Annotated in this window: 12 protein-coding genes; 4 read left to right on the top strand and 8 right to left on the bottom strand. The window is 35.9% G+C overall.

Annotated features, from left to right (window positions below; genetic code table 11):
- Positions 1–1320, bottom strand: a complete 1320-nt coding sequence (locus tag J4050_RS08465) for a hypothetical protein (RefSeq protein WP_208154139.1) — start codon at positions 1318–1320, stop codon at positions 1–3.
- Positions 1321–1554: 234 nt separating this feature from the next.
- Between J4050_RS08465 and J4050_RS08460 the strand changes: the two genes are divergently transcribed.
- Positions 1555–2535 (top strand): hypothetical protein, encoded by a 981-nt coding sequence (locus J4050_RS08460; RefSeq protein WP_208154138.1) that lies wholly within the window; start codon positions 1555–1557, stop codon positions 2533–2535.
- A gap of 1 nt (position 2536) precedes the next feature.
- Here the strand turns inward: J4050_RS08460 and J4050_RS08455 are convergent, their stop codons facing one another.
- The 5 genes from J4050_RS08455 to J4050_RS08435 all read right to left on the bottom strand — a co-directional run bounded on the left by J4050_RS08455 (position 2537) and on the right by J4050_RS08435 (position 11659).
- Positions 2537–3598: a hypothetical protein gene (locus J4050_RS08455; protein ID WP_208154137.1), complete on the bottom strand. Its 1062-nt coding sequence runs from the start codon at positions 3596–3598 to the stop codon at positions 2537–2539.
- Positions 3599–3827: 229 nt separating this feature from the next.
- A complete protein-coding gene (locus J4050_RS08450) occupies positions 3828–5942 on the bottom strand; it encodes a PKD domain-containing protein (RefSeq protein ID WP_208154136.1) in 2115 nt (704 codons plus the stop codon).
- A gap of 2 nt (positions 5943–5944) precedes the next feature.
- Positions 5945–6982: a right-handed parallel beta-helix repeat-containing protein gene (locus J4050_RS08445; RefSeq protein WP_208154135.1), complete on the bottom strand. Its 1038-nt coding sequence runs from the start codon at positions 6980–6982 to the stop codon at positions 5945–5947.
- A 151-nt stretch (positions 6983–7133) separates the two neighbouring features.
- Positions 7134–9044 carry a molecular chaperone HtpG gene (htpG, locus tag J4050_RS08440; RefSeq protein ID WP_208154134.1) on the bottom strand — a complete coding sequence of 637 codons (1911 nt, stop codon included), beginning with the start codon at positions 9042–9044 and terminating at the stop codon, positions 7134–7136.
- Positions 9045–9208: 164 nt separating this feature from the next.
- Positions 9209–11659 (bottom strand): alpha/beta hydrolase family protein, encoded by a 2451-nt coding sequence (locus tag J4050_RS08435; protein WP_208154133.1) that lies wholly within the window; start codon positions 11657–11659, stop codon positions 9209–9211.
- A gap of 175 nt (positions 11660–11834) precedes the next feature.
- On the opposite strand from J4050_RS08435, the gene J4050_RS08430 reads away from it, so the two are divergent.
- Positions 11835–12845: a 3-oxoacyl-ACP synthase III family protein gene (locus J4050_RS08430; RefSeq protein ID WP_208154132.1), complete on the top strand. Its 1011-nt coding sequence runs from the start codon at positions 11835–11837 to the stop codon at positions 12843–12845.
- Between the two features lie 565 nt (positions 12846–13410).
- On the opposite strand, the gene J4050_RS08425 is transcribed toward J4050_RS08430, so the two are convergent.
- Positions 13411–15885 (bottom strand): TonB-dependent receptor, encoded by a 2475-nt coding sequence (locus J4050_RS08425; RefSeq protein WP_208154131.1) that lies wholly within the window; start codon positions 15883–15885, stop codon positions 13411–13413.
- 102 nt (positions 15886–15987) lie between these two features.
- Between J4050_RS08425 and J4050_RS08420 the strand changes: the two genes are divergently transcribed.
- The gene (locus tag J4050_RS08420) at positions 15988–16347 is read left to right on the top strand and encodes a CoA-binding protein (protein WP_208154130.1); all 360 of its coding nucleotides are present in this window, start codon (positions 15988–15990) and stop codon (positions 16345–16347) included.
- Here J4050_RS08420 and J4050_RS08415 read toward each other — a convergent pair.
- Complete coding sequence (locus tag J4050_RS08415; protein WP_208154129.1) at positions 16344–17804, bottom strand: sodium:solute symporter; 1461 nt, start codon at positions 17802–17804, stop codon at positions 16344–16346. The genes J4050_RS08420 and J4050_RS08415 overlap by 4 nt on opposite strands.
- A 67-nt stretch (positions 17805–17871) precedes the next feature.
- Between J4050_RS08415 and J4050_RS08410 the strand changes: the two genes are divergently transcribed.
- Positions 17872–20877: a T9SS type A sorting domain-containing protein gene (locus tag J4050_RS08410; protein WP_208154128.1), complete on the top strand. Its 3006-nt coding sequence runs from the start codon at positions 17872–17874 to the stop codon at positions 20875–20877.
- The last annotated feature ends 28 nt before the right edge of the window (positions 20878–20905 follow it).

The following is a 20905-nucleotide window of genomic DNA, read 5'->3' as shown; positions in this document are numbered from 1 at the left end:
TTATTTATTTGGGAAATACCAAAACGGGATTTGTTTTACAAAAAATGTAGAGGTGTCTTTTTTTATAATTTCTCTTCTAGTAAGGCTAAAAAGATGTTTGCCAGGCGCTACTTCTTTTAAGTTTAAATAAGTTTCAAAGCCCTTCTGTTTTTTCTTGGTTTCTGTTAAAATAAATTCACAATCATATTCTGTGCTATCTATACGCACTTTATAAACGTTGTTAAGAGTTTTCATATAGGCATGTCTAATGCTATCTCTATCTTTTCTAGAAAGGTCGTTCAAGAAAACAATGTCGGAACTGAAGCCTCTTATATCTTTCTCAGGTTGAAGTTTAGGATTAAACGCAAAAACATTGTTTTCAATATCCTCGTTAATGAGCATAAACATCTTTAAAAAATCATCTGTAATTACTTTTGAAGGAATAACTACATCTTCAATAAAATCTTTTTCGTCATCTAACATATCTTCATAGTTAGAGGAAATACCAATGATGTCGCTAGAGTATAAATTTCTATTAAAATAATTAGAGGTTTTATTGGTGTAAGATGTTAACACAAATAAAAGGATGTAGATGGGCAGTAACAATAGACTTAATCTTTTACCAAATTTATTATCTAAAAAATTATAGACTAATGGACGGTATAAAAAGGATAGTGTTATATAGCTGAATACCCAATAGAACGGAAAATAAATTTTGCTAATCCATTTTTTCTTTTTCAACCAGCCTTGGGTGGCAAAATCAATAAAGACCATTAACATTCCTACTGAAAAAAATACAATTAAAGGAATTCCTATTAGTCTTCCCCAGCTGCCTAAATCATCATTAGAAAGTAAAAGTTTAATTATTATGCCAATTGAGGCTATAGTGAAAATAAATGCTAAGACATAAAATATGAGCAAAAAAGAAATGGCGAATATAACGCTACAATAGTTCTCTAATCTTGATATGTAACGATCAAATGAGCCAACTTTTTTTCTGAGGTAATTGGAAAATTTGGGACTGTAGTTTAGGTAATCGTAGTCTATGTCCCCAGAAACATAACGCAGTCCCAATGCACCAATCCACAGCCCTCGCAGCACTACATGCAGTAAAAGGTTAAATAGTAAGATTACACATGATATTAAGGTTACAGTAATTGGCAATATGGCAAGGGAATTCTCGTCTGTTTGAGCTTCTTTCAGCAATACTTCCAAAGGAGTAATTGCAGAAAACAAGCCAAAAATGGCAAAACCAGAGATTAAGAGTTCTAATTGCCAACTCTCCTCTTGAAGGCGCTGAAGCCATTTTTTAAATGCTGGGTTATTATAATCGTTAGACATGTTTCAAAAAGATTAAGCTAATCGCCTTAAAATTAACGATATTAACCCAAATGATACTAATTAATTAAAGTTGAAAATGATTATATTTGAGAATAGCTATTAATCCTAACTTCACTTTAAAATTTGAATTTCTATAGGTATCAATATTCTCGCAAGAATTTAACAAGTCCACACAAATTAATTACTTTATTTTGGTTCACTTGGTTCTGTCTAATAGGCTTTGGTCAAGATTCAGTGTCTGAAGCCACAAGCCAAGGACTCTTTGAAAATGAAACCGCCCTCCCAGTGGCACTAGAATATTCAAAAAAAGAGTTGCGACGTAAGACTGATGACACCACTTACATGGCCTCTCAACTGCGGTATAAAACAAACTCTGGTAGTTGGGACACGTTGAATGTTAAGTTACGGTCTAGAGGAAATTTCAGAAAGAAAACCTGTTACTTCACCCCTCTTAAGTTAAAGATTAAAAAGGCGAATTCTAAGTCTACTATGTTTGAAGGGCAAAAGCTATTAAAAGTTGTAATGCCTTGTTTAAACGAATCTGGGATGAATGACAATATTCTAAAGGAGTATCTTATTTACAAGATGTACGAGATTATTTCTCCGTATAATTTCAAGACACGATTAATAGAACTAGACTATAGTGATTTGCGGAATAGAAAAACAAAGACTTATCATTTTACAGGTTTTTTAGTAGAGGACGATTCTAAAATGGCAAAACGATTGGACGCTAAAGTTGCAAAGCGAAAGGTGTATCCTCAAGGTTACGATAACCTTTCAGCAGTGCGAAATGCCATGTTCAATTATATGGTGGGTAATACAGATTTCTCTACGACGAGCAGCCATAACTGTAAACCAATTTATAAAGAGCAGAAATTTATCCCTGTTGCCTATGATTTTGATTTAGCCGGTTTTGTTAATACCAGTTATGCCATCGTATCTGAAACCAGAAATGAACCTTTACCCATTGAAAAAGTGACTCAGCGCTATTATATGGGTTATAAACGCGACTATAATTACTTTAGGCAAATACGACAAGAGTACTTAGAAAAAGAGTCAGAAATTCTTAACATGTTGGAGGCACACAAGACTCTTTTTGAAAGCCAGCGCTGTTATGGAATTGCTAAGGATTACATAGAAGACTTTTTTGAGTTTGTTAAAGACGAAAAAAAGTTTAAACAATATACATACGATAAGGCATTGCCCCTGCAGTAGCCTATTTAATAAGATAAGGATTTTCGTTGACGTAATTGCGGCCGATAAAGTCTAAGGCATTTCTTAAAATCTCCCCCATGTTTTTTGACTTCTTAAAGTTTACATCCTTGGTTAATTGAAAGAGTCCCATTTTCAACTCCTTAACTTTTTCGGGTTTAGACAAGGTGTCTTCAACCATACAACCCAACAATTCTTCTAGTCTTGATTTTTCATTCTTTGCACGCTTTGCCAATAGTGAGCGCTCTTCCTTTTTGTATTGTTCTATGGAAGCATCAGTTAAAACCTTGAGAGTCATATCTACAAGCTGGTTGTTTTCTTTTAAAAACTGAGGTAAATACACTTTTGGATTGCCTTCGTAGTTCTGTTGATCAAAATCAATGGCGCGTATACGATATTGTACCCGATCAAAATCTTGGGTTATTACAACGACGTAATTGTAAGACCTCATATCTGCTAAAAGTCTTACAAAGCAGCGCTCATTGAATTTTACAAATTCTTTAGCTAGTGCTCGTTTATCTTGCATGCTTAAATTTTCAAGATTCTCAGCGATAAAAACATCTCCTGGGATACCCAAAATATGATCTTCGATAAGGGTATCCTTGTGCACCATAAAATTGATGTGATTTGGAGATAAAAGATGTTCTAATTCTAGGCCATAAATCCTAGAGGCATCTGCTTTTTTAATGTAAAGAAAAATGTAATTGTCGTTAATTATGTTACGCACCTTTACTCGAAACGGTTTGGTGTTGCCAAAGGTGCAAAAGTCAATGCTGTCTATTGATAGATAAGGTAAGATATCTTCCGTTCCATCAGCATGAAGAATGGAATACATGCGTTTTAAGCTGCTTTCTATTTCATCACGTTCATGCTCAGCGTAATATGTTCTAACCCATAGCGTATCATTGTCGTTTTCGTCTAAAATTTCAATAGCACCTTGAAACCTTAGTAGGTCATCATAATATATGGGAATCTTTATATTACGTCCGTGAGATGTAAGGTAGTTAGAAAGCCTTTGGCTAACAGGATATGACGGTTTCTTTTTTGATATGAGTCTCTCGTCCATTTTTTTAATCTAAAAAATCAAAATACAATTAATTTTAGGATGTTTAATAATTTAGGGCAAACACACCAATATTTATGGGTATTATTAATAGGGTTAATTAAGCTGTGCCTGATTTTGTTCAAAAGTATTTTAACTATTCTAAGGTACTCCTTTTTCCTTAAAAAAAACCGCTATAGTTTTACTTATAGCGGTTTTTTAACTAACTCAAACGTTTAACTAAATGAGACTATTACCTCTTAACAATCCTAAATAGTTTGCTATTGTTGCTACTGTCACCAGTTCTATAAACCTTAACTAGATATAAGCCGTTTTCATAGTTCGACATATCTAATTGTACCTCACCCGAATGTAAATCTATTCGGTTGAGTTCATTGCCCAGAACATTGAAGATGACAACCGTTATATCTAGGTCCGTTTTTACACTTAGCATATCTCTAACAGGGTTTGGGTAGAGTTTAACAGCAGTTGATAGATTATAATCTTCAACAGATAGATTGCTCATTACAATACAGTCTGAAACCACTGTACAACCATTAACTGTAATTTCAACAGCATATTCTCCGTCTATAGTAGGTGCAAACATTTGATTAATCTCACCTGCTACAGGGGTGTTACCATTTGTACAATCAATCCATTGGTAGCTTGCACCTCCTAAATTTGCGGTTATGGTGGTTGCATCTGCAGTAATGGTATTATCAATTTCAGACTCAAAGGATACTGTAATGTTATCTGATGTTGCTGAGCATAGCATACTATTAGAATTACTGATATCAACAAAGTAAGTTCCTTCTTGTGTGACCGAAATACTTCTCGTAGTTGCACCATTAGACCAAAGGTAATCGCCATTAGTATAATCTGCAGTTAGTACAACGGTTTCGCCAAAACAAGTAGGTAAACTTGTAGAGACCGTAACTGTATTCGAGGGCATTTCGTAAACCTCAATGGTTTGCGTTGTTGTATCGGTTAATCCCGTTGCGGTATCTTCGATGAGCAAACTCACTTCATAGGTTCCAGGCGTGTTGAAGGTGTGCGAGACATCTATCAAATCACTTGTGGTACCATCATCAAAATCCCAAAGCTGGTCATCATAGTCTACACTGGTATTTAAGAAGTTAATGGTTTCACCAGTACAAATCTCAATAGCATCTTGGTTAAACTGTGCCAATGGTAGTATGGCCTTATTAATGGTATCTGTCATGATTACACTATAATTGCCATAGGTATCCTTAAATTGGGTATTTAGTCTGTATTCACCTGCCCATAACTGGCTCACATCAATTTCGGCAAGAAGATAATCTGCCACTGGTGTATCTATGGTAATAGAGACTTTTTCTGCCGCGTCATTCTCAAACCAATAATCATAAGAGACTATGGTGTTGTTTGGGAAATTTACGGGTTCAGGTGGCTTTACAAAAATTTTACTGATAAAACTGCTCCATTGTCCAATATCATCTTGAAATCGAATATGGAAAATATTGACATCGTTAGACAAACTACTTACATCAATATCCGTTACCAAATTAAAATCTGCATTTGGATTAATTGGTGTGTACTGAATATTTTCACCATCGTTAAAGCCATATTCATAACCTATAATAGTACTTGCTGTTGCAAATGTTTCAGGTGGCTTTACAAAAATTTTACTGATAAAACTGCTCCATTGTCCAATATCATCTTGAAATCGAATATGGAAAATATTGACATCGTTAGGCAAACTACTCACATCAATAGCCGTTACCAAATTAAAATCTGCATTTGGATTAATTGGAGTGTACTGAATATTTTCACCATCGTTAAAGCCATATTCGTAACCTACAATAGCGCTTGCGGTTGCAAACGTTTCGGGAGGTTTTACAAATATTTTGCTAATAAAAGAACTCCATTGTCCAATATCATCTTTAAATCTAATATGCAATATGTTCACATCATTCTGTAAACTACTCACATCAATATCCGTTACCAAATTAAAATCTGCTGTTGGTGTAATTGGAACGTACGTTGGCGGATTATCGTCATCAAAACCATATTCATACCCAACTATAGTGCTCGCAGTTATAAACGCTTCAGGAGGTTTTACAAATATTTTACTTGCAATAGAACTCCATTGTCCTAATTCATCTTTAAACCTAATATAAAATACATTCACATCATTGTTTAGGGTGCTCACATCAATATCGGTTACCAAATTAAAAGCTTGAGCTGGCATTACCGCTACATATGTTGGAGGATTGCCATCATCAAAAGCATACTCATAGCCAACAATGTTATTTTGCGCTGTTATGTGGATAGTAAGAAGCAAGCTTATTAATATCCACAATTGTGGAATTAATTTAAGTGCTTTCATATCTAATTCCCTTGAGCATGAACATTTATATCTACTTGTATATTGCCACTACTATCTGAAGCGCCAGAGATTGTTTTGCTGCTGATATGCGGATTTGTTGGAATGGAATAGTCTTTCCAAGGATACACACCACCATAAATACCAGTTTCTGTACCATCTGTACCTAAATTTGTAGCTGCTCCAGCTTGTAAGTGATAGTCATGTGCATAATCAAATGCCCCACCAGTTTGGTCAACTAACACTTCAGCACGAGTCAAGTTATAATTGTTTACTAGTGTAGGGTCTGTTCCTAAACTTGGGGCACTGTGGCAAAAGATGTTGTTTTCAAAAGTGGAATCTGCACCGTAGCTTAGTGCTGGTCCTTGATTTACAAAAATGTTATTTTGTAGAACGCAATTATAAAATGTAAAACCACCATAAATTGTGCCATTTATATCTTCATAAAGAAACACGTTATTTGAAAAATATAAATCTGTTAAGCTAGTATTTCTATTGCCGCTTACAATGATGTTGTTGAAGAACGATGAGCTTCTTAAATTATTTCCATCGTAGATAGAATTAATAATGTTTTCAACAAAAAGATTATTATTACTTGTATTGGTCTCAGTTATACCTGATGAATATATATTCCCAAAACGGCACCGTTTCACTACAATATCATTTACTGAAACATCATTTGTGTTGCCAACAACTAAATTAGAGGTAATATAGAGTCCTTCTAAATGAATTCCGTCTGCATTTTCACCAAGAGTAATTTGACCAGAAATTTTTGTTTCAAATGTTGCTGTAGTCGCATCTGGATGGTGTCCTGCACCAAAAATGGTCAGTTGTTTATCAAATACCGATGGTGGTGTATGTGTACCACCAGGTAAATAAATGGTGTCGCCAGCAATTGAAGCATCGTATGCTTCCTGAAAAGCAGCACTATCGCTAAAATATTGAACACCATTTGTAGGGCTGTGCACTGCTACCACTTTTTGAGCATTAATCGTAAGGGTACTACATAGTACAACCAAAAAAAAAGTATAGATTGTTTTCATTGTAAAATAGATTTAGTTAAACATAGTGCTAAAGCTATTATTAAAGGGTTTTTCCTACAATGACGCCAGTCAGTTTTAAACAGAAAAAACCACTCCAAAAAATGGAGTGGTTTGAATATATGTAGGATGCTGAAACCAATCAGCGTGTCAACTATTTTATCATATCATAGCTGCGTTTGATAAAGTTTGTCAATTCTTCACCTTTTAACAGTCCTTGGGACAAGCGTGCTAGGTCTAAACTCTGATTGATTAAACGCTCTTGTTTTTTTCTAGTCTTTGTATTTAGAATGTCACCAACAAGCTCATGGTTGGTATTTACAATTAAATTGTACATCTCTGGCATATTGCCCATACCAAACATGCCACCACCACCTGTCTGCTGCATCTCCTTCATACGACGCATAAACTCAGGCTGGGTAATAATAAATGGAGAAGCGCCGCTATCCATAGCTTCTAGTTGCACCATAAATTTTTCAGAAGGGACGACCTCCTTTAATAACTCATCGAGTTTGGTCTTTTCATCTTCCGAAAGTTTAGAAATCGTAGTGTCATCTTTTTTGATGAGGTTGTCGATATGGTCTGCATCTACCCTTGCAAAAGCAATCTTCTCTTTAGATGTTTCTAGTTTCTGCATTAAGTGCGAAACAATAGGGGAATCTAATAACAATACTTCATAATCTTTAGCTTTTGCCGCTTCAATATAGGCATGTTGCTCGTCTTTATTTGAAGCGTAAAGGATTACCATTTTGTCATCCTTATCGGTTTGCTTGGCCTTTATGGCATTGGTCAATTCTTCAAAAGTGTAATATTTACCTTCTACTGTAGGGTATAAGGCAAAGGCATCTGCTTTTTCGAAGAATTTCTCTTCAGACAACATACCGTATTCGATAACGATTTTAATATCGTCCCATTTCTTTTCGTACTCCTCACGATTGCTATTAAAAATTGACTTTAATTTATCAGCAACCTTACGTGTGATGTAAGATGAAATTTTCTTCACGGCACCGTCGGCTTGCAGATAACTCCTTGAAACGTTCAACGGAATATCTGGTGAATCAATCACCCCTCTTAACATGGTCAAGAATTCTGGTACAATGCCTTCTACGTTGTCTGTAATAAAAACTTGATTTTGGTACAGTTGAATTTTATCTTTCTGAATGTTTAAATCATTCGTCATCTTAGGGAAATATAAAATTCCCGTTAGATTGAACGGATAATCTACATTGAGATGAATATTAAATAAGGGCTCCTCAAATTGCATAGGATAGAGTTCGCGATAAAAGTCTTTATAGTTTTGCTCATCTAAATCTGCAGGTTGTTTTGTCCATGCTGGACTTGGATTATTGATAATATCATCAACGGTTATTTGTTTATGCGGCTCTGTAGTTTCTTTACCGTCTTTATCTGTAATGGTCTTTGGCTCAAAATCTGGGTCGTTAATTTCTTTAGTCCCAAACTTAATTGGCACCGGCATAAACTTGTTGTATTTGAGCAATAACTCTCGTATTCTTGATTCTTCTAAAAACTCAGTGGAGTCCTCCGCGATATGAAGGATAATTTCTGTACCTCTTTCAGTTTTGTCTGCTTCCTCTAATGTAAATTCTGGTGAGCCATCACAGGTCCAATGTGCAGCAGATTCGTCTTTAAATGATTTAGTAATAATTTCAACTTTTTCTGCGACCATAAATGCAGAATAGAAACCAAGACCAAAATGACCTATAATTCCAGAATCTTTTGCAGAATCTTTGTACTTGTCTAGAAATTCTTCTGCTCCAGAAAAGGCAACTTCGTTGATATATTTCTGTACCTCATCTGCAGTCATACCCAATCCTTGGTCAATGACGTGCAGCTTTTTACCCTCTTTATCAATTTTAACTTCAATTTTTGGGTCGCCATATTCTACCTTAGCTTCTCCAATACTGGTGAGGTGTTTTAGTTTTAGCGTTGCATCTGTGGCATTACTAATCAACTCACGAAGAAAAATCTCGTGGTCGCTATACAAGAACTTCTTAATTAGTGGAAAAATATTTTCTACTGATACATTAATGTTTCCTTTTGTCATGATATTTTAGTTTATGTCATCCTATTACTAGTAGGATTTAAATGTTGTGATTGTTTTATTGTTGTTTTCTACAATTCAAATAAAATACCAATACCGTTATTGTGACAAGATGACATAAAAAAAGCCATTCACTTTGGAATGGCCTTTTATAATTTAGAAGAATCTTAGTTTTTAATGGATTCTTTATTTTCGATTTTCTCTGCTGTCTGCTTTCTGTTTTTTACGTGTGTATCTAACCATTGGTCTTGTTCCCATAGCATATGCATAATGGATTCCTTGGCGCGGTAACCGTGACTTTCTTTTGGGAGCATTACCAACCTCACAGGTGCGCCCAAACCTTTCAAAGCATTAAAGTAGCGTTCTGATTGTAAAGGGTAGGTGCCAGAGTTATTATCAGCTACACCATGGATTAATAATAATGGTGTTTTCATTTTATCGGCATGCATAAATGGTGACATATTATAATAGATGTCTGGAGCTTCCCAATAGCTGCGCTCTTCGCTTTGGAATCCGAAGGGTGTCAATGTTCTGTTGTATGCACCACTTCGAGCGATTCCGGCAGCAAATAAATTAGAATGTGATAAAAGATTGGCTGTCATAAAAGCACCGTAACTGTGACCACCAACAGCAACTTTATTGCGATCGATATAGCCTAGTTCATCTACCGCATCAATAGCTGCTTTTCCGTTAGCAACCAATTGGGTTCTGAACGAATCGTTAGGCTCTTCTGAACCTTCACCAACAATCGGGAAGGCTGCATCGTCTAAAACCACGTATCCTTTAGTTACCCAATAAATGGGTGATCCCCAATAGGGATATACAAATTCATTAGGATTCGTTGTGCTTTGTGACGCACTAGACTTGTCCTTGTATTCTCTAGGGTAGGCCCATAAAATCATGGGGTATTTTTCACCTGCTTTATAATCTAAGGGTAGGTATAAGGTGCCTTCTAAGTCTAATCCGTCGTCTCTTTTGTAACTGATAACGCGCTTACTGACATTTTCTAAACTTTTAAAAGGATTAGCAAATGCAGTTATTGCGGTTAAATCATTTTTCTTTTTAATGTTTCTGATATAGTAATTCGGGTATTCTGTTGGCGATTCAATTCTAACCAGAATTTCACCTTTTTTCATGTCGATAGCAGAATTTAAGTTTTCTAGCTTATCTGTGTAGGGCGATTGGTAGAGTCGTTTGGTTGTATTGGTTTTGATGTTGTACTCATCAACAAATGGAAACTGACCATCCTTAGTGTAACCATCTCCCATGAGGTAGAGTTTGTCGCCATTGATATTTAAGGTATATCTGCCATACTTATTCTTAGAACTTACAAAATTTCCAGGGTCACTATATACATCTTGGTAGCTGCGATCTGAAATTACTTTCGGGTTTTGGTTTGGGTCAGACGGATTGAAGGTATAGGTTTTAGTATTTCTTGTATTCCACCAGTAATCGTAAGCGACGGCAAAAGTTTCATTTCCCCAATCGATACCAGCAAAACGCTGCTTTGTTTTTAAAATAAGGCTTGGCTTACCTTTAAAGGGCGCTTCTAATTGGTATACCGCATCTCTGAGGTCAACCTCCACGGCTGGATCTCCCTTGTCTAAGGCCTCGGCCCATACTAAGGTTGCCGGCTGATCACCGCGCCAAGACATGTTGCGTTTTCCCATTCGGGTGGCCATAAATCCTTTAGGCCTAACCTCGTCTAATGGAACATCATTAACAACACTTATCATTTTTCCGGTTGTGTCATATACAACACTTTCATAAGGAAATCTAGAATAGGTGACCAAATAGGAAAACGGCCTTTTGGTTTTTGTGATCATAACATAGTTGCCATCTGGTGAAAAACTAATGCCGCGATACATGGCAGATTCTAAATAGGGCTCAATCGTACCATTGATGGATACCTTAACAATTTCCGAGTGCGCCAATTGTTCAAAATTAAACTCGTCATTAGGCGTCTTCAATAAATCTTGGTACGTTCTATTCTGAGCTTTGGAACCATCACTGACAGAAACTGTAGGTCCTGTTGGGACAGCTTCGGAAGCATTAATTAATGGTTGTCTATCCTTAGGTAACATTTTAACCAAAAGGTGCTTGTTGTCCTTAAACCAATTTAAGGTACTTCCCATATTGGCATTAACTGTAGCGTCAGTAAGTTTAGTGACCTTAGCTTTTTCAATATCTAAAACCCAAACTTCTACGCCTGTTGTTGTTGTATTTAAACAGGCAATCATAGATTCATCTGGAGACCAGCTAAAACCTGACAATCTTGGGCTCTCAGGTAAACCCATAACTTGTTTAGCCTCTTTATCCGATGTTTTTTTAACCTTTAAGTTAGTAATGTAGTTGGTACGACTTCCAATATTGGTAACCGGATTTATTCGCAGGCCAGCTAGACGCAATTCCGTTTCAGACAGTTCTGAAATAGATTTGTACTGGTCTCTGTAAAGTAATACCATTTGTTCGCCTTTGCTATCGATTTGCACTCCAGGAGCAAGCTCTACGTCGGCAAGGTCTAATATTTCTTTAGAGGGTTTTTGGTAGGTGAGACTTTGTTGGGCATAACTGTTTATGATGAAAAAACAGAATAAAAGTTTTAGAATGGCTTTCATATGACTATTGGTTTTTAAGAGGTTTGAAGATACTGAAAATAGATGTTTTGACACGTTGGAATGTTGTTAAAATTAATGTCAAGACTACCCAATGTTGTTTATTATGCACGCATAACGATTTGAAATTAGAATAGGTCTAAATGGCTTAAATTTGTAATTCTAACGAAATAAACTGATGTATAACTCAAGAATAACAGGAGTAGGTAAATACCTTCCGGAGAATGTTGTTACCAACAACGACTTAAAAGAATGGATGGAAACCAGTGATGAATGGATTCAAGAACGCACTGGCATAAAGGAAAGACGATGGATTGATCCAAAAACAAGCGATGACACAACTTCAATAATGGGCGCCAAAGCTGCTAAAATTGCTATTGAGCGCGCTGGATTGACTAAAGATGATATAGACTTTATTGTTTTTGCAACCTTAAGTCCTGATATGTATTTTCCAGGCGGTGGAGTTAAGATTCAAGAACTTTTAGAAATGGATACCATTGGTGCCTTAGATGTACGCAATCAATGTTCTGGTTTTATTTATGGCCTTTCGGTAGCAGATCAGTTTATTAAAACTGGCATGTATAAGAATATTTTGGTTATAGGAAGTGAAAATCATTCGGGCGGATTAGAGCGTTCTACTCGAGGGAGAAATGTTACTGTAATTTTTGGCGATGGGGCAGGAGCCGTGGTGTTAAGTCGGGAAGAAGATACTACTAAAGGTATTTTATCTACACATTTACACTCCGAAGGAAAATATGCTAAGGAGTTGGCCTTAGAAGGTCCTAGCACAGGACGTTGGGTTGATGCCATTATGGAAGAAAATGACCCAAACGACGTGTCGTATTATCCGTATATGAATGGGCAGTTTGTGTTTAAGCACGCTGTTGTGCGTTTTAGTGAGGCTATAGTTGAAGGTTTGAAAACAAATAATCTCGAAAAAGAAGATATTGATATGCTCATTCCGCACCAAGCAAATCTAAGAATAGCTCAGTTTATTCAGAAGAAATTTAGACTTGGTGATGACAAAGTGTATAATAACATTATGCGTTATGGAAATACCACGGCGGCATCTATCCCAATTGCATTAACTGAAGCTTGGGAAGAAGGTAAAATCAAAGAAGGCGATAACGTGGTCTTGGCAGCATTTGGTAGTGGTTTTACTTGGGGAAGTGCTATTATTAAATGGTAAAGAGACTACATTCCTAAACTTATGTGGTGTTTTTGGAAATTTAATTTGTTGAATTGTTTTTGTTTATAGAAGACAATGTTATTCTACTATTAAAAGTGTTATATACTTAGTAATTAACAATGAGATATCATAAATTAATTCTAAGTATGTCAAAATCAAAGAAACCGAAAAAAAGAGGAATCAACTTTCCTTAAACATCAATAGTAAATATAGCGAAGATGGTTTAAATCTAAATCAACCACAATCATTTGGCTCCAAAAAAAAGCCCAGACTATGACATCTGGGCTTTTTCAGCTATTAACCAACTTTAACTAACACTTAATTATAAAAAAGAAATTTTATAATTACCATTACTTAAAACTTATCTTAATTGTATAGACGTAAAGGATGTCTATTTATTTCATTCTTTAACATTATTTCATAAACTTTAACAAAAACCCAGAACAGTAAGTTCTGGGTTTTCTGGATTAATAGTTAAACATTAACACTAACCATCAACTATTTATGCCAACTATTAATTCCGTTTACTTTAAGGACTTAGTATATGATCTATTGTTACATTAAATTACATAAAACCACTACCCGAAGTTTCGTCGTTGTCTCTTTGCTTGCGTGATTTGGCCCTATATTTTCCACCTCCAAATCTATAAGAGAGGCCCACAAAGATGGTGCTGAATTCTGGGTTAAAACTTACCTCTTGATTAAATGGACGTTCACTAGTTATATTTAATTCTTGGGTATCTAGGACATTGTTAAAGTTTACACTAAACGTTGCTCTATTGTCCTCTAGAAAGTTGTAGCGCAAACCAAGATTGACCAAAAACATAGGTTCAACTTCAAAGTTTAAACCTGTATCTTTTCCTCTGTACATCGTAAAAGCAGAAAGCGATAATTTAGAGTTCACCTTAAAATTATTGAATAATCTAAAGTTGGTGATTAAGTTATTTACCTCAACGCTATTCAATTCAATATCATCTTCTGTAGGGTTGCTTATATTTGGGTCTAGGGTTTCTGCGAAACCGCGTTGCTTTCTTCCGTATACATCAAAACTTGCATTAAAGCTCCACCATTTAGTCGGGCGATAGTTGCCCGAAACCTCTAAGCCATAGGCTGAGGTGTTATCAAAATTGTCAATTCTTAATATAATCCTCCCTGAGCCTAGTGATGAGCGATCCACAAATACCCCTTGGTTGATCTCATTCTCTATGAGCCTATAAAATACACCTGTCGTAATACTTCCTTTTTCTAGATTACGTGTATAATTAACTTCAAGGGAATTGGTGAACTGAGGCTCAAGTTCTGGATTACCAAATTGGGCAATTAAAGGCGTGTTAAACTCGGGTATCGGGTTAACCTGACCAACGCTTGGCCTGTCTACACGCCTAGAAAAGCTAAACTGGTAAGAGTTCTTTTCTGAAGCTTCATAGGTTACAAAAGCAGAAGGATATACCTGAGTATAATCGTTTTTAAAATTAAATTCTGTTGTTGTTCCTGTACTTAAGTCCGTTTCAAACGCGGTATTGTCAACAGTTACAGTTTCAGCTCTAAGACCAAACTGATAAGACCATTTGTCTAGTTTTTTATTAAAACTGACGTAAGCAGAATAAATCTGGCGCTCATAATCGAAATTTGTTGAGGTTGGAATATAGTTTCCATTGCTATCCTCAACACGTCTATCCGAAAAATAGTCTGATGTGTTTTCAAAAAGCCGTGCTTGTAATCCAGTTTCTAATTTTGAGTTTTCTGATAGCGGATTGACGTAATCTAGATTAATTTCGGTTCTGACTCGGTCAATTTCAGTAAATTCTTGAAAATTTGGTCTGCTACCCATACCACTAAAACTGTTAGAGGTATTAATGGAATTGTCAAATATGTTGTGGTCGGTTTCAAGTTCTAAGTTATGACCTTCTTTATCAAAATCTAATTTATAATTAAAATTATATTGTTGGCTATTATTTTCATTGCTATTATCCAATACCTGAAGCTGGTTTTCAATAGTTCCATCACCAAAAACGAGCTCCGTTGTCCCGAGAGCACCGCCTTCAAAGATATTTTGATTGGTAAATACGGAGAGCGTGTGTTTGTCTGCTAAATAATAATCAACTCCAACCTTAAATAAATGAGAATTACTCTCATCAGTAATATCAATGAGTTGTGTTAAATCAGAATCAACTTGATTTAAAAACCCTCGATTGACATTGTCTGCAATATTATTACCATAGCTCCCAAAGAAATTTAGTTTGCCATTTCTATAATTCATATCAATAGAACTATTAAATTTTGGTGCAATCTCATAGGCTAAACCAAAGTTGACGTTACCATTAAAACCAACATTGGCATTTTTATGCAAAATGATATTAATAATACCGCTCATACCATCTGGATTGTATTTGGCTGATGGATTAGTGATAAGTTCAATTTGTTTAATGGAATTAGATGGGATTTGCCTTAGTAATTGAGCAGTTGGGATATTTGATAGTTTTCCATCAATCATCACTTGAACATTTTGATTACCTCTTAGTGCAATATTTCCTGTCTGTTGGTCAACATTCACAGATGGAAGATTGTTCATTATATCCGACGCCGTTGGTCCGGAGGTTGTAAGATCTTTTCCAACGTTAATAACTTTTCGGTCAATTTTCTGTTGAATAGTAGAAGTTTCAGCAACAACGGTCACCTCTTCTAAATTCTCAACATCTTCCTCTATATAAATATCGCCCAAGTTGATATTATAATTGTCCTTTCCTATAGTTTCTTCTCTGGTTACTTTTTTATATCCAATAAATGTAATTTCAATAATAATCGTACCTACTGGGATTTTATTGATTTTAAAATTACCATTGCTGTCGGTGATACCTCCTGTTATAACCTTACCATCCTTATCCTTAATAATTATGTTGACGTAGGGCAGTGGTTCTTGTAAATTGGCGTCCATAACTCTGCCTGAAATAGAACCTGTTTTAATATCGTTAATTGCGTTGGGTTGAGAAGTTATAATGCCGCCATAAAGCATTACAAATATAATGAAGAGGTGCTTCATTGTGTGATTGATTTTTTTTGATTGATGAAATTAGTTTAAAGCATAGACGACTATATTTGAAGGATGTTACTCTTATATTTTTTCTTAACATTACTTTAACAAATGAAAAATACACTTGTTTTTGGGGCCTCTTTAAAACCAAACCGTTATGCTAATATGGCAATGATTAGATTGCAACAGACCGGTCACAACGTAAAAGCTTTTGGTTTGAGGGAAGGTGAAGTTAGTGGTATTAATATTGACACCGAATTAAAGGCCTACAAGGATATTCATACCGTAACCTTGTATTTAAACCCCAAACGCCAAGATTCTTATTACGACTATATAATAAGTTTACGGCCAAAGCGCGTTATTTTTAATCCAGGAACGGAAAATCCGGAGTTCTATACCTTGTTAAAAGCACATGACATTAATTTTGAAGTAGCCTGTACCTTAGTGCTTTTAGGTACTAACCAGTACTAATCGTTTTGAAAGGAGATTAAGAGTAATCCTAAGAACGTAATTGTTCCATTTATTGGTAATATTTCCCAGTGAAATTGATAACCGCCAATAATACTTTCTGGTAAAATGGTTATGCCATAGGTTATTGCAATGGACATAATACCAATAAGCCAGGCGTATTTATCTTTGATTCGTCGCTTAGTTAGAATACCAAAACTAAAAAGACCTAATAGCGGACCGTAGGTAAACGTCGCAAACTTAAATAAGTTACTCACCACATTTCCATCAAGATAGTTAAAGACAATAACCACGATGGCTAAAACCAAAGACATGTAAATATGAACCTTTTTTCGTAGTGGCTTTTGCTCTTCTTCGGGTCTATTTTTTAAATCAAGAAAATCTACAGAAAATGAGGTGGTTAGTGAGGTCAATGCGCTATCAGCGCTTGAGTAGGCCGCAGCAATCAATCCAATAATGAAAATAACAGCCAAAGCATTCCCTAGATTTTGATTCATTGCAATTTCTGGGAAGAGTAAATCTGTCCGTATTTTGCCGTCAACTACAGGTGTAGATATGCCAAATTTTTCTGCATAAATAAATAGTAATGCACCAAGAGATAAGAAGGCAAAATTTACAATTACAAGTAAAATCGACATGCTAATCATATTCTTTTGGGCTTCTCTATTATTTTTACAAGTCAGATTTTTTTGCATCATATCTTGGTCTAAACCAGTCATGGCTATGGTTATAAAAATTCCGCCTATAAAATATTTCCAAAAGTAAACTTGAGAATTAGGATCATCAAAAAAGAAGATTTTTCCCTTATCCTTAAATGTCGGAGAATTTATAAACTCTAGATAAGTCCATTCTAATTGTTGGTTGATAAGAAAAATAGCTAACCCAACCGCAGTTAGCATTGTTAAGGTTTGTAAGGTATCTGTGAAGATTATAGTTTTTATACCGCCTTTAAACGTGTAAACCCAAATCAAAAGAATAGAAAATACAACGGTAATCCAAAATGGGACACCCATGCTTTCAAAAACAATGTATTGCATAGCAAGAGCTACCAAAAATAATCTGAACGAAGCACCAGTAACACGCGACAATAAGAAAAAGAAAGCACCTGTCTTGTAACTGACTTTACCGAATCTAACTTCTAGATATTCGTAAATGGAGGTGACATTCATCCTGTAATAAATAGGTAATAGAATAAAAGCAATGAAAAAATAACCTACAAAAAAACCAAGAACGCCTTGCATATACGCAAACTGTTGTCCTCCAATTAGTCCAGGAACTGAAATAAACGTAACTCCAGATAAAGAAGCACCTATCATTCCAAAAGCCACGAGATACCAAGGCGCAGATTTATTTGCTTTAAAAAATGCGGCATTAGAATCCTCTTTGCCTGTGAAGTAAGATATGGATATTAGAACTATAAAATAGCTAGCAATTAGCATTAAAATCACGGAGGAAGACATGGACAAAAAGGATATTTTTCGGAAAAATAGTACTTTTGAAAAAAATGCCCTAAATAAATTAAGTAATATGAAAAGAATTGCAACTCTAATATTGACATTATTTGTCGTATTAGTTACCTACGCACAGCATTACAAGCAACTCATAAGCGAAGGAACTCACACAGTTGAAGACATAAAACATGAAGCAAAGCAGTATTTTGACTCTGTTGGTAGAGAACGTGGTACTGGCTATACGCCTTATAGAAGATGGTTATACTTCGCGGAACGTTCAATGGATGAAACAGGCAGGTTGAAATCCCCTGAGTTTTATTACAACGAACTTATAGACTATAATTCTAGAATTAACAATGAAGGTTTTGCCAACCGTACAACCGTTGGAGCATGGGAAGATATGGGGCCTACATATTGGAATGCAACATCGGGTTATAATCCTGGTGTTGGAAGAATTACTTCAATTGCGATTGAGGAAGGTAATCTTAATCATATTATAGTAGGTAGTGAAACAGGTGGGGTTTGGAAAAGCTTAGACGGTGGAGTTTCTTGGCAAGTTTTAACGGATAATTTGGCCAATATAGATGTATATGCTTTGGCTATTGACCCAATAAACAACACGCACTATTATTGGGGCTCAACTGGAGGGACTATTTTTAAGTCAACCGACGCAGGAGCAACTTGGTCTTTACACAGTGATGTTGGTAATGGAGTTGTAAATAAGATATTAATCGACCCAACTGACACGTCAAAAATTTACGCAAGTGCGCAGGGAGGCGGTTTATTTAAGTCAATCGATGGTGGGTTAAGTTGGGCTCGTATCCATAGCAGTGCTAGTACAGGATACGATATAGAATTTAAGCCGGGTGATCCTTCCGTGGTCTATGCTTCCGGTACTGTATTTTACAAATCAAGCGATGGTGGAGCAACGTTTTCTTCTGGTGGCGAAATTGCTAGCTGGAGCCAAGAATTTGTTTCTGGTAGTTTGTCTTGGACAATCACCGGAGCAAATCAAAACAGTAGTGTTACACCAAAAACAGGTAGTGGTTTGGGGTTGTTTTATATCAATAATTTCACTTCGCCTTCAACCCGTCTAGTATCGCCTGCATTAGATTTGTCTGGAGCAACTAATCCTATTTTAAAATTCTCTTATTCTCAAGTAGAATGGCTGGGTGATCAGGATGAACTCAAGGTATTGTATAGAACTTCAGCATCGTCAAATTGGGAAGAAATAGCGCATTATACCACCGATGTAACAGCTTGGAATGATATTACATTAAATTTACCAAATCCAACAAGTGATTATTATATTGCATTTGAAGGCCAAGCCAATTATGGCCGTGGAATAACCCTTGATGATATTTCGATTGAGGCGGACAATTTAGGTGTGGTTTTTTCGGAAGGATTTGAAGGTGCAAGTAATGAATTTTCAAATGGCGTAAAAATGATAGGTGTTTCTGCAGACGACCCATCTATTGTATATGTTTTAGAGGCTGATGGAGGAGTGTTTGGCGGGTTTCACAAATCAACTGATGAGGGTTCCTCTTTTGTAAAACTCAATCATGATAATAAAAATTATTTTGGTTACGACACCTTAGGTCAAGATAATCTAGGTCAGGCGCCAAGGGATATGGACATAGTTGTACACCCGGAAGATGCTAATGATGTACATATTGCAGGAATTAATTCTTGGCGTTCTATTGATGGTGGTGCCACTTTCAGTATTACCTCTCAGTGGACACCAGGAAACGCTGCAAGTTTAAACATTGGTTATTGCCATGCAGATGTTGATATAATGCTCTTCGCTCAAGAAGGGAGTTCAACGAATCCTATAACTAAACTATTTCTAGGTACTGACGGTGGAATTTTTAGAGCAGATAATCCAAGATTAGTTAGCTCTAATTATTATACAGATATTACCACTGGTATGGGAATACGCCAATTCTATAAAATAGGGATTAGTCAAACCAATCCAGTTATTGTAACTGGAGGCTCTCAAGATAACGGTTCTTCAACATTGGGTGCTAATGGTCTTTGGACAGATTGGTGGGGCGCAGATGGCATGGAAGGATTTATAGATAAGAACGACACGCAAATAATGTACGGTACATCTCAATTTGGCTCTTTTGTCAAGACCTTTAACGGTGGCTTATCCATTAACGGCGTAGCCCAACCAGATGGGAAGGGAGGAAATTTTAACTGGAATTGGATTGTACCTTATGGACAAGACCCTTTAGTGAATAACCGAATTTATTCCGCTTTTGATGAGGTTTATCAATCCAATAATGGCGGAAACTCTTGGACGTCCATTTCACAAAATTTTGGTAGTAATATAGATCATTTTAAAGTTGCTCCCTCAGATAATACTGTAAAATATTTAGCGATTAACGGCAGTTTCTATATAAGTATAGGGAACAATACAAATTGGACAGCGGCCTCTCTAAATTTAAATGGTGGACGAATAAATGAAATTGCTATTCATCCAACGAATCCTGCAAAAGTAGCCATTGCTACCACAGATAGTGGTAAGGTTTATGTTAGTAATAACAATGGTGTAACGTGGAATTCTATAGCTTGGGACTTGCCTAACTTTGTGCCTCAGGCCTTGGCATGGCAGGATAATGGAGAGGATGGTTTATATGTTGGGATGAACTATGGTGTTTATTATACCGACAACAGCCTAGGTAATACCTGGATACCCTTCAATAATGGCTTGCCCAACGTTAGAATAAACGAATTGGAAATAAATACGGCAGAAAATAAATTGTATGCTGCAACATATGGACGTGGTCTTTGGCGAACGGACCTATATGATGAAGCTTTAAGTATTTCGGATTTTAATATTGATAATTTGTCAGTATATCCAAATCCAGCTAAAGATTTTATCAATTTAAAATGGAATCGTTCGGAAGGCGTGAACGTAAGGCTCTATAATGTCTTAGGTGACTTGGTATACTATGCCAAGAATAAAGACCTTAGTAAAACGCTCCGTATGGACACAAGTGCCTTTGCTGAAGGCCTATACTTTGTAAAACTGAATACCTCAATAGGTGAAATCACAAAAAAAGTAATAATAGAATAGGGCATCCATGAAATCATTTTGAGCCTAA

Source organism: Winogradskyella pelagia (assembly GCF_017581965.1).
GTDB classification, from domain to species: domain Bacteria; phylum Bacteroidota; class Bacteroidia; order Flavobacteriales; family Flavobacteriaceae; genus Winogradskyella; species Winogradskyella pelagia.
This window is presented reverse-complemented; position numbering and strand designations above follow the sequence as displayed.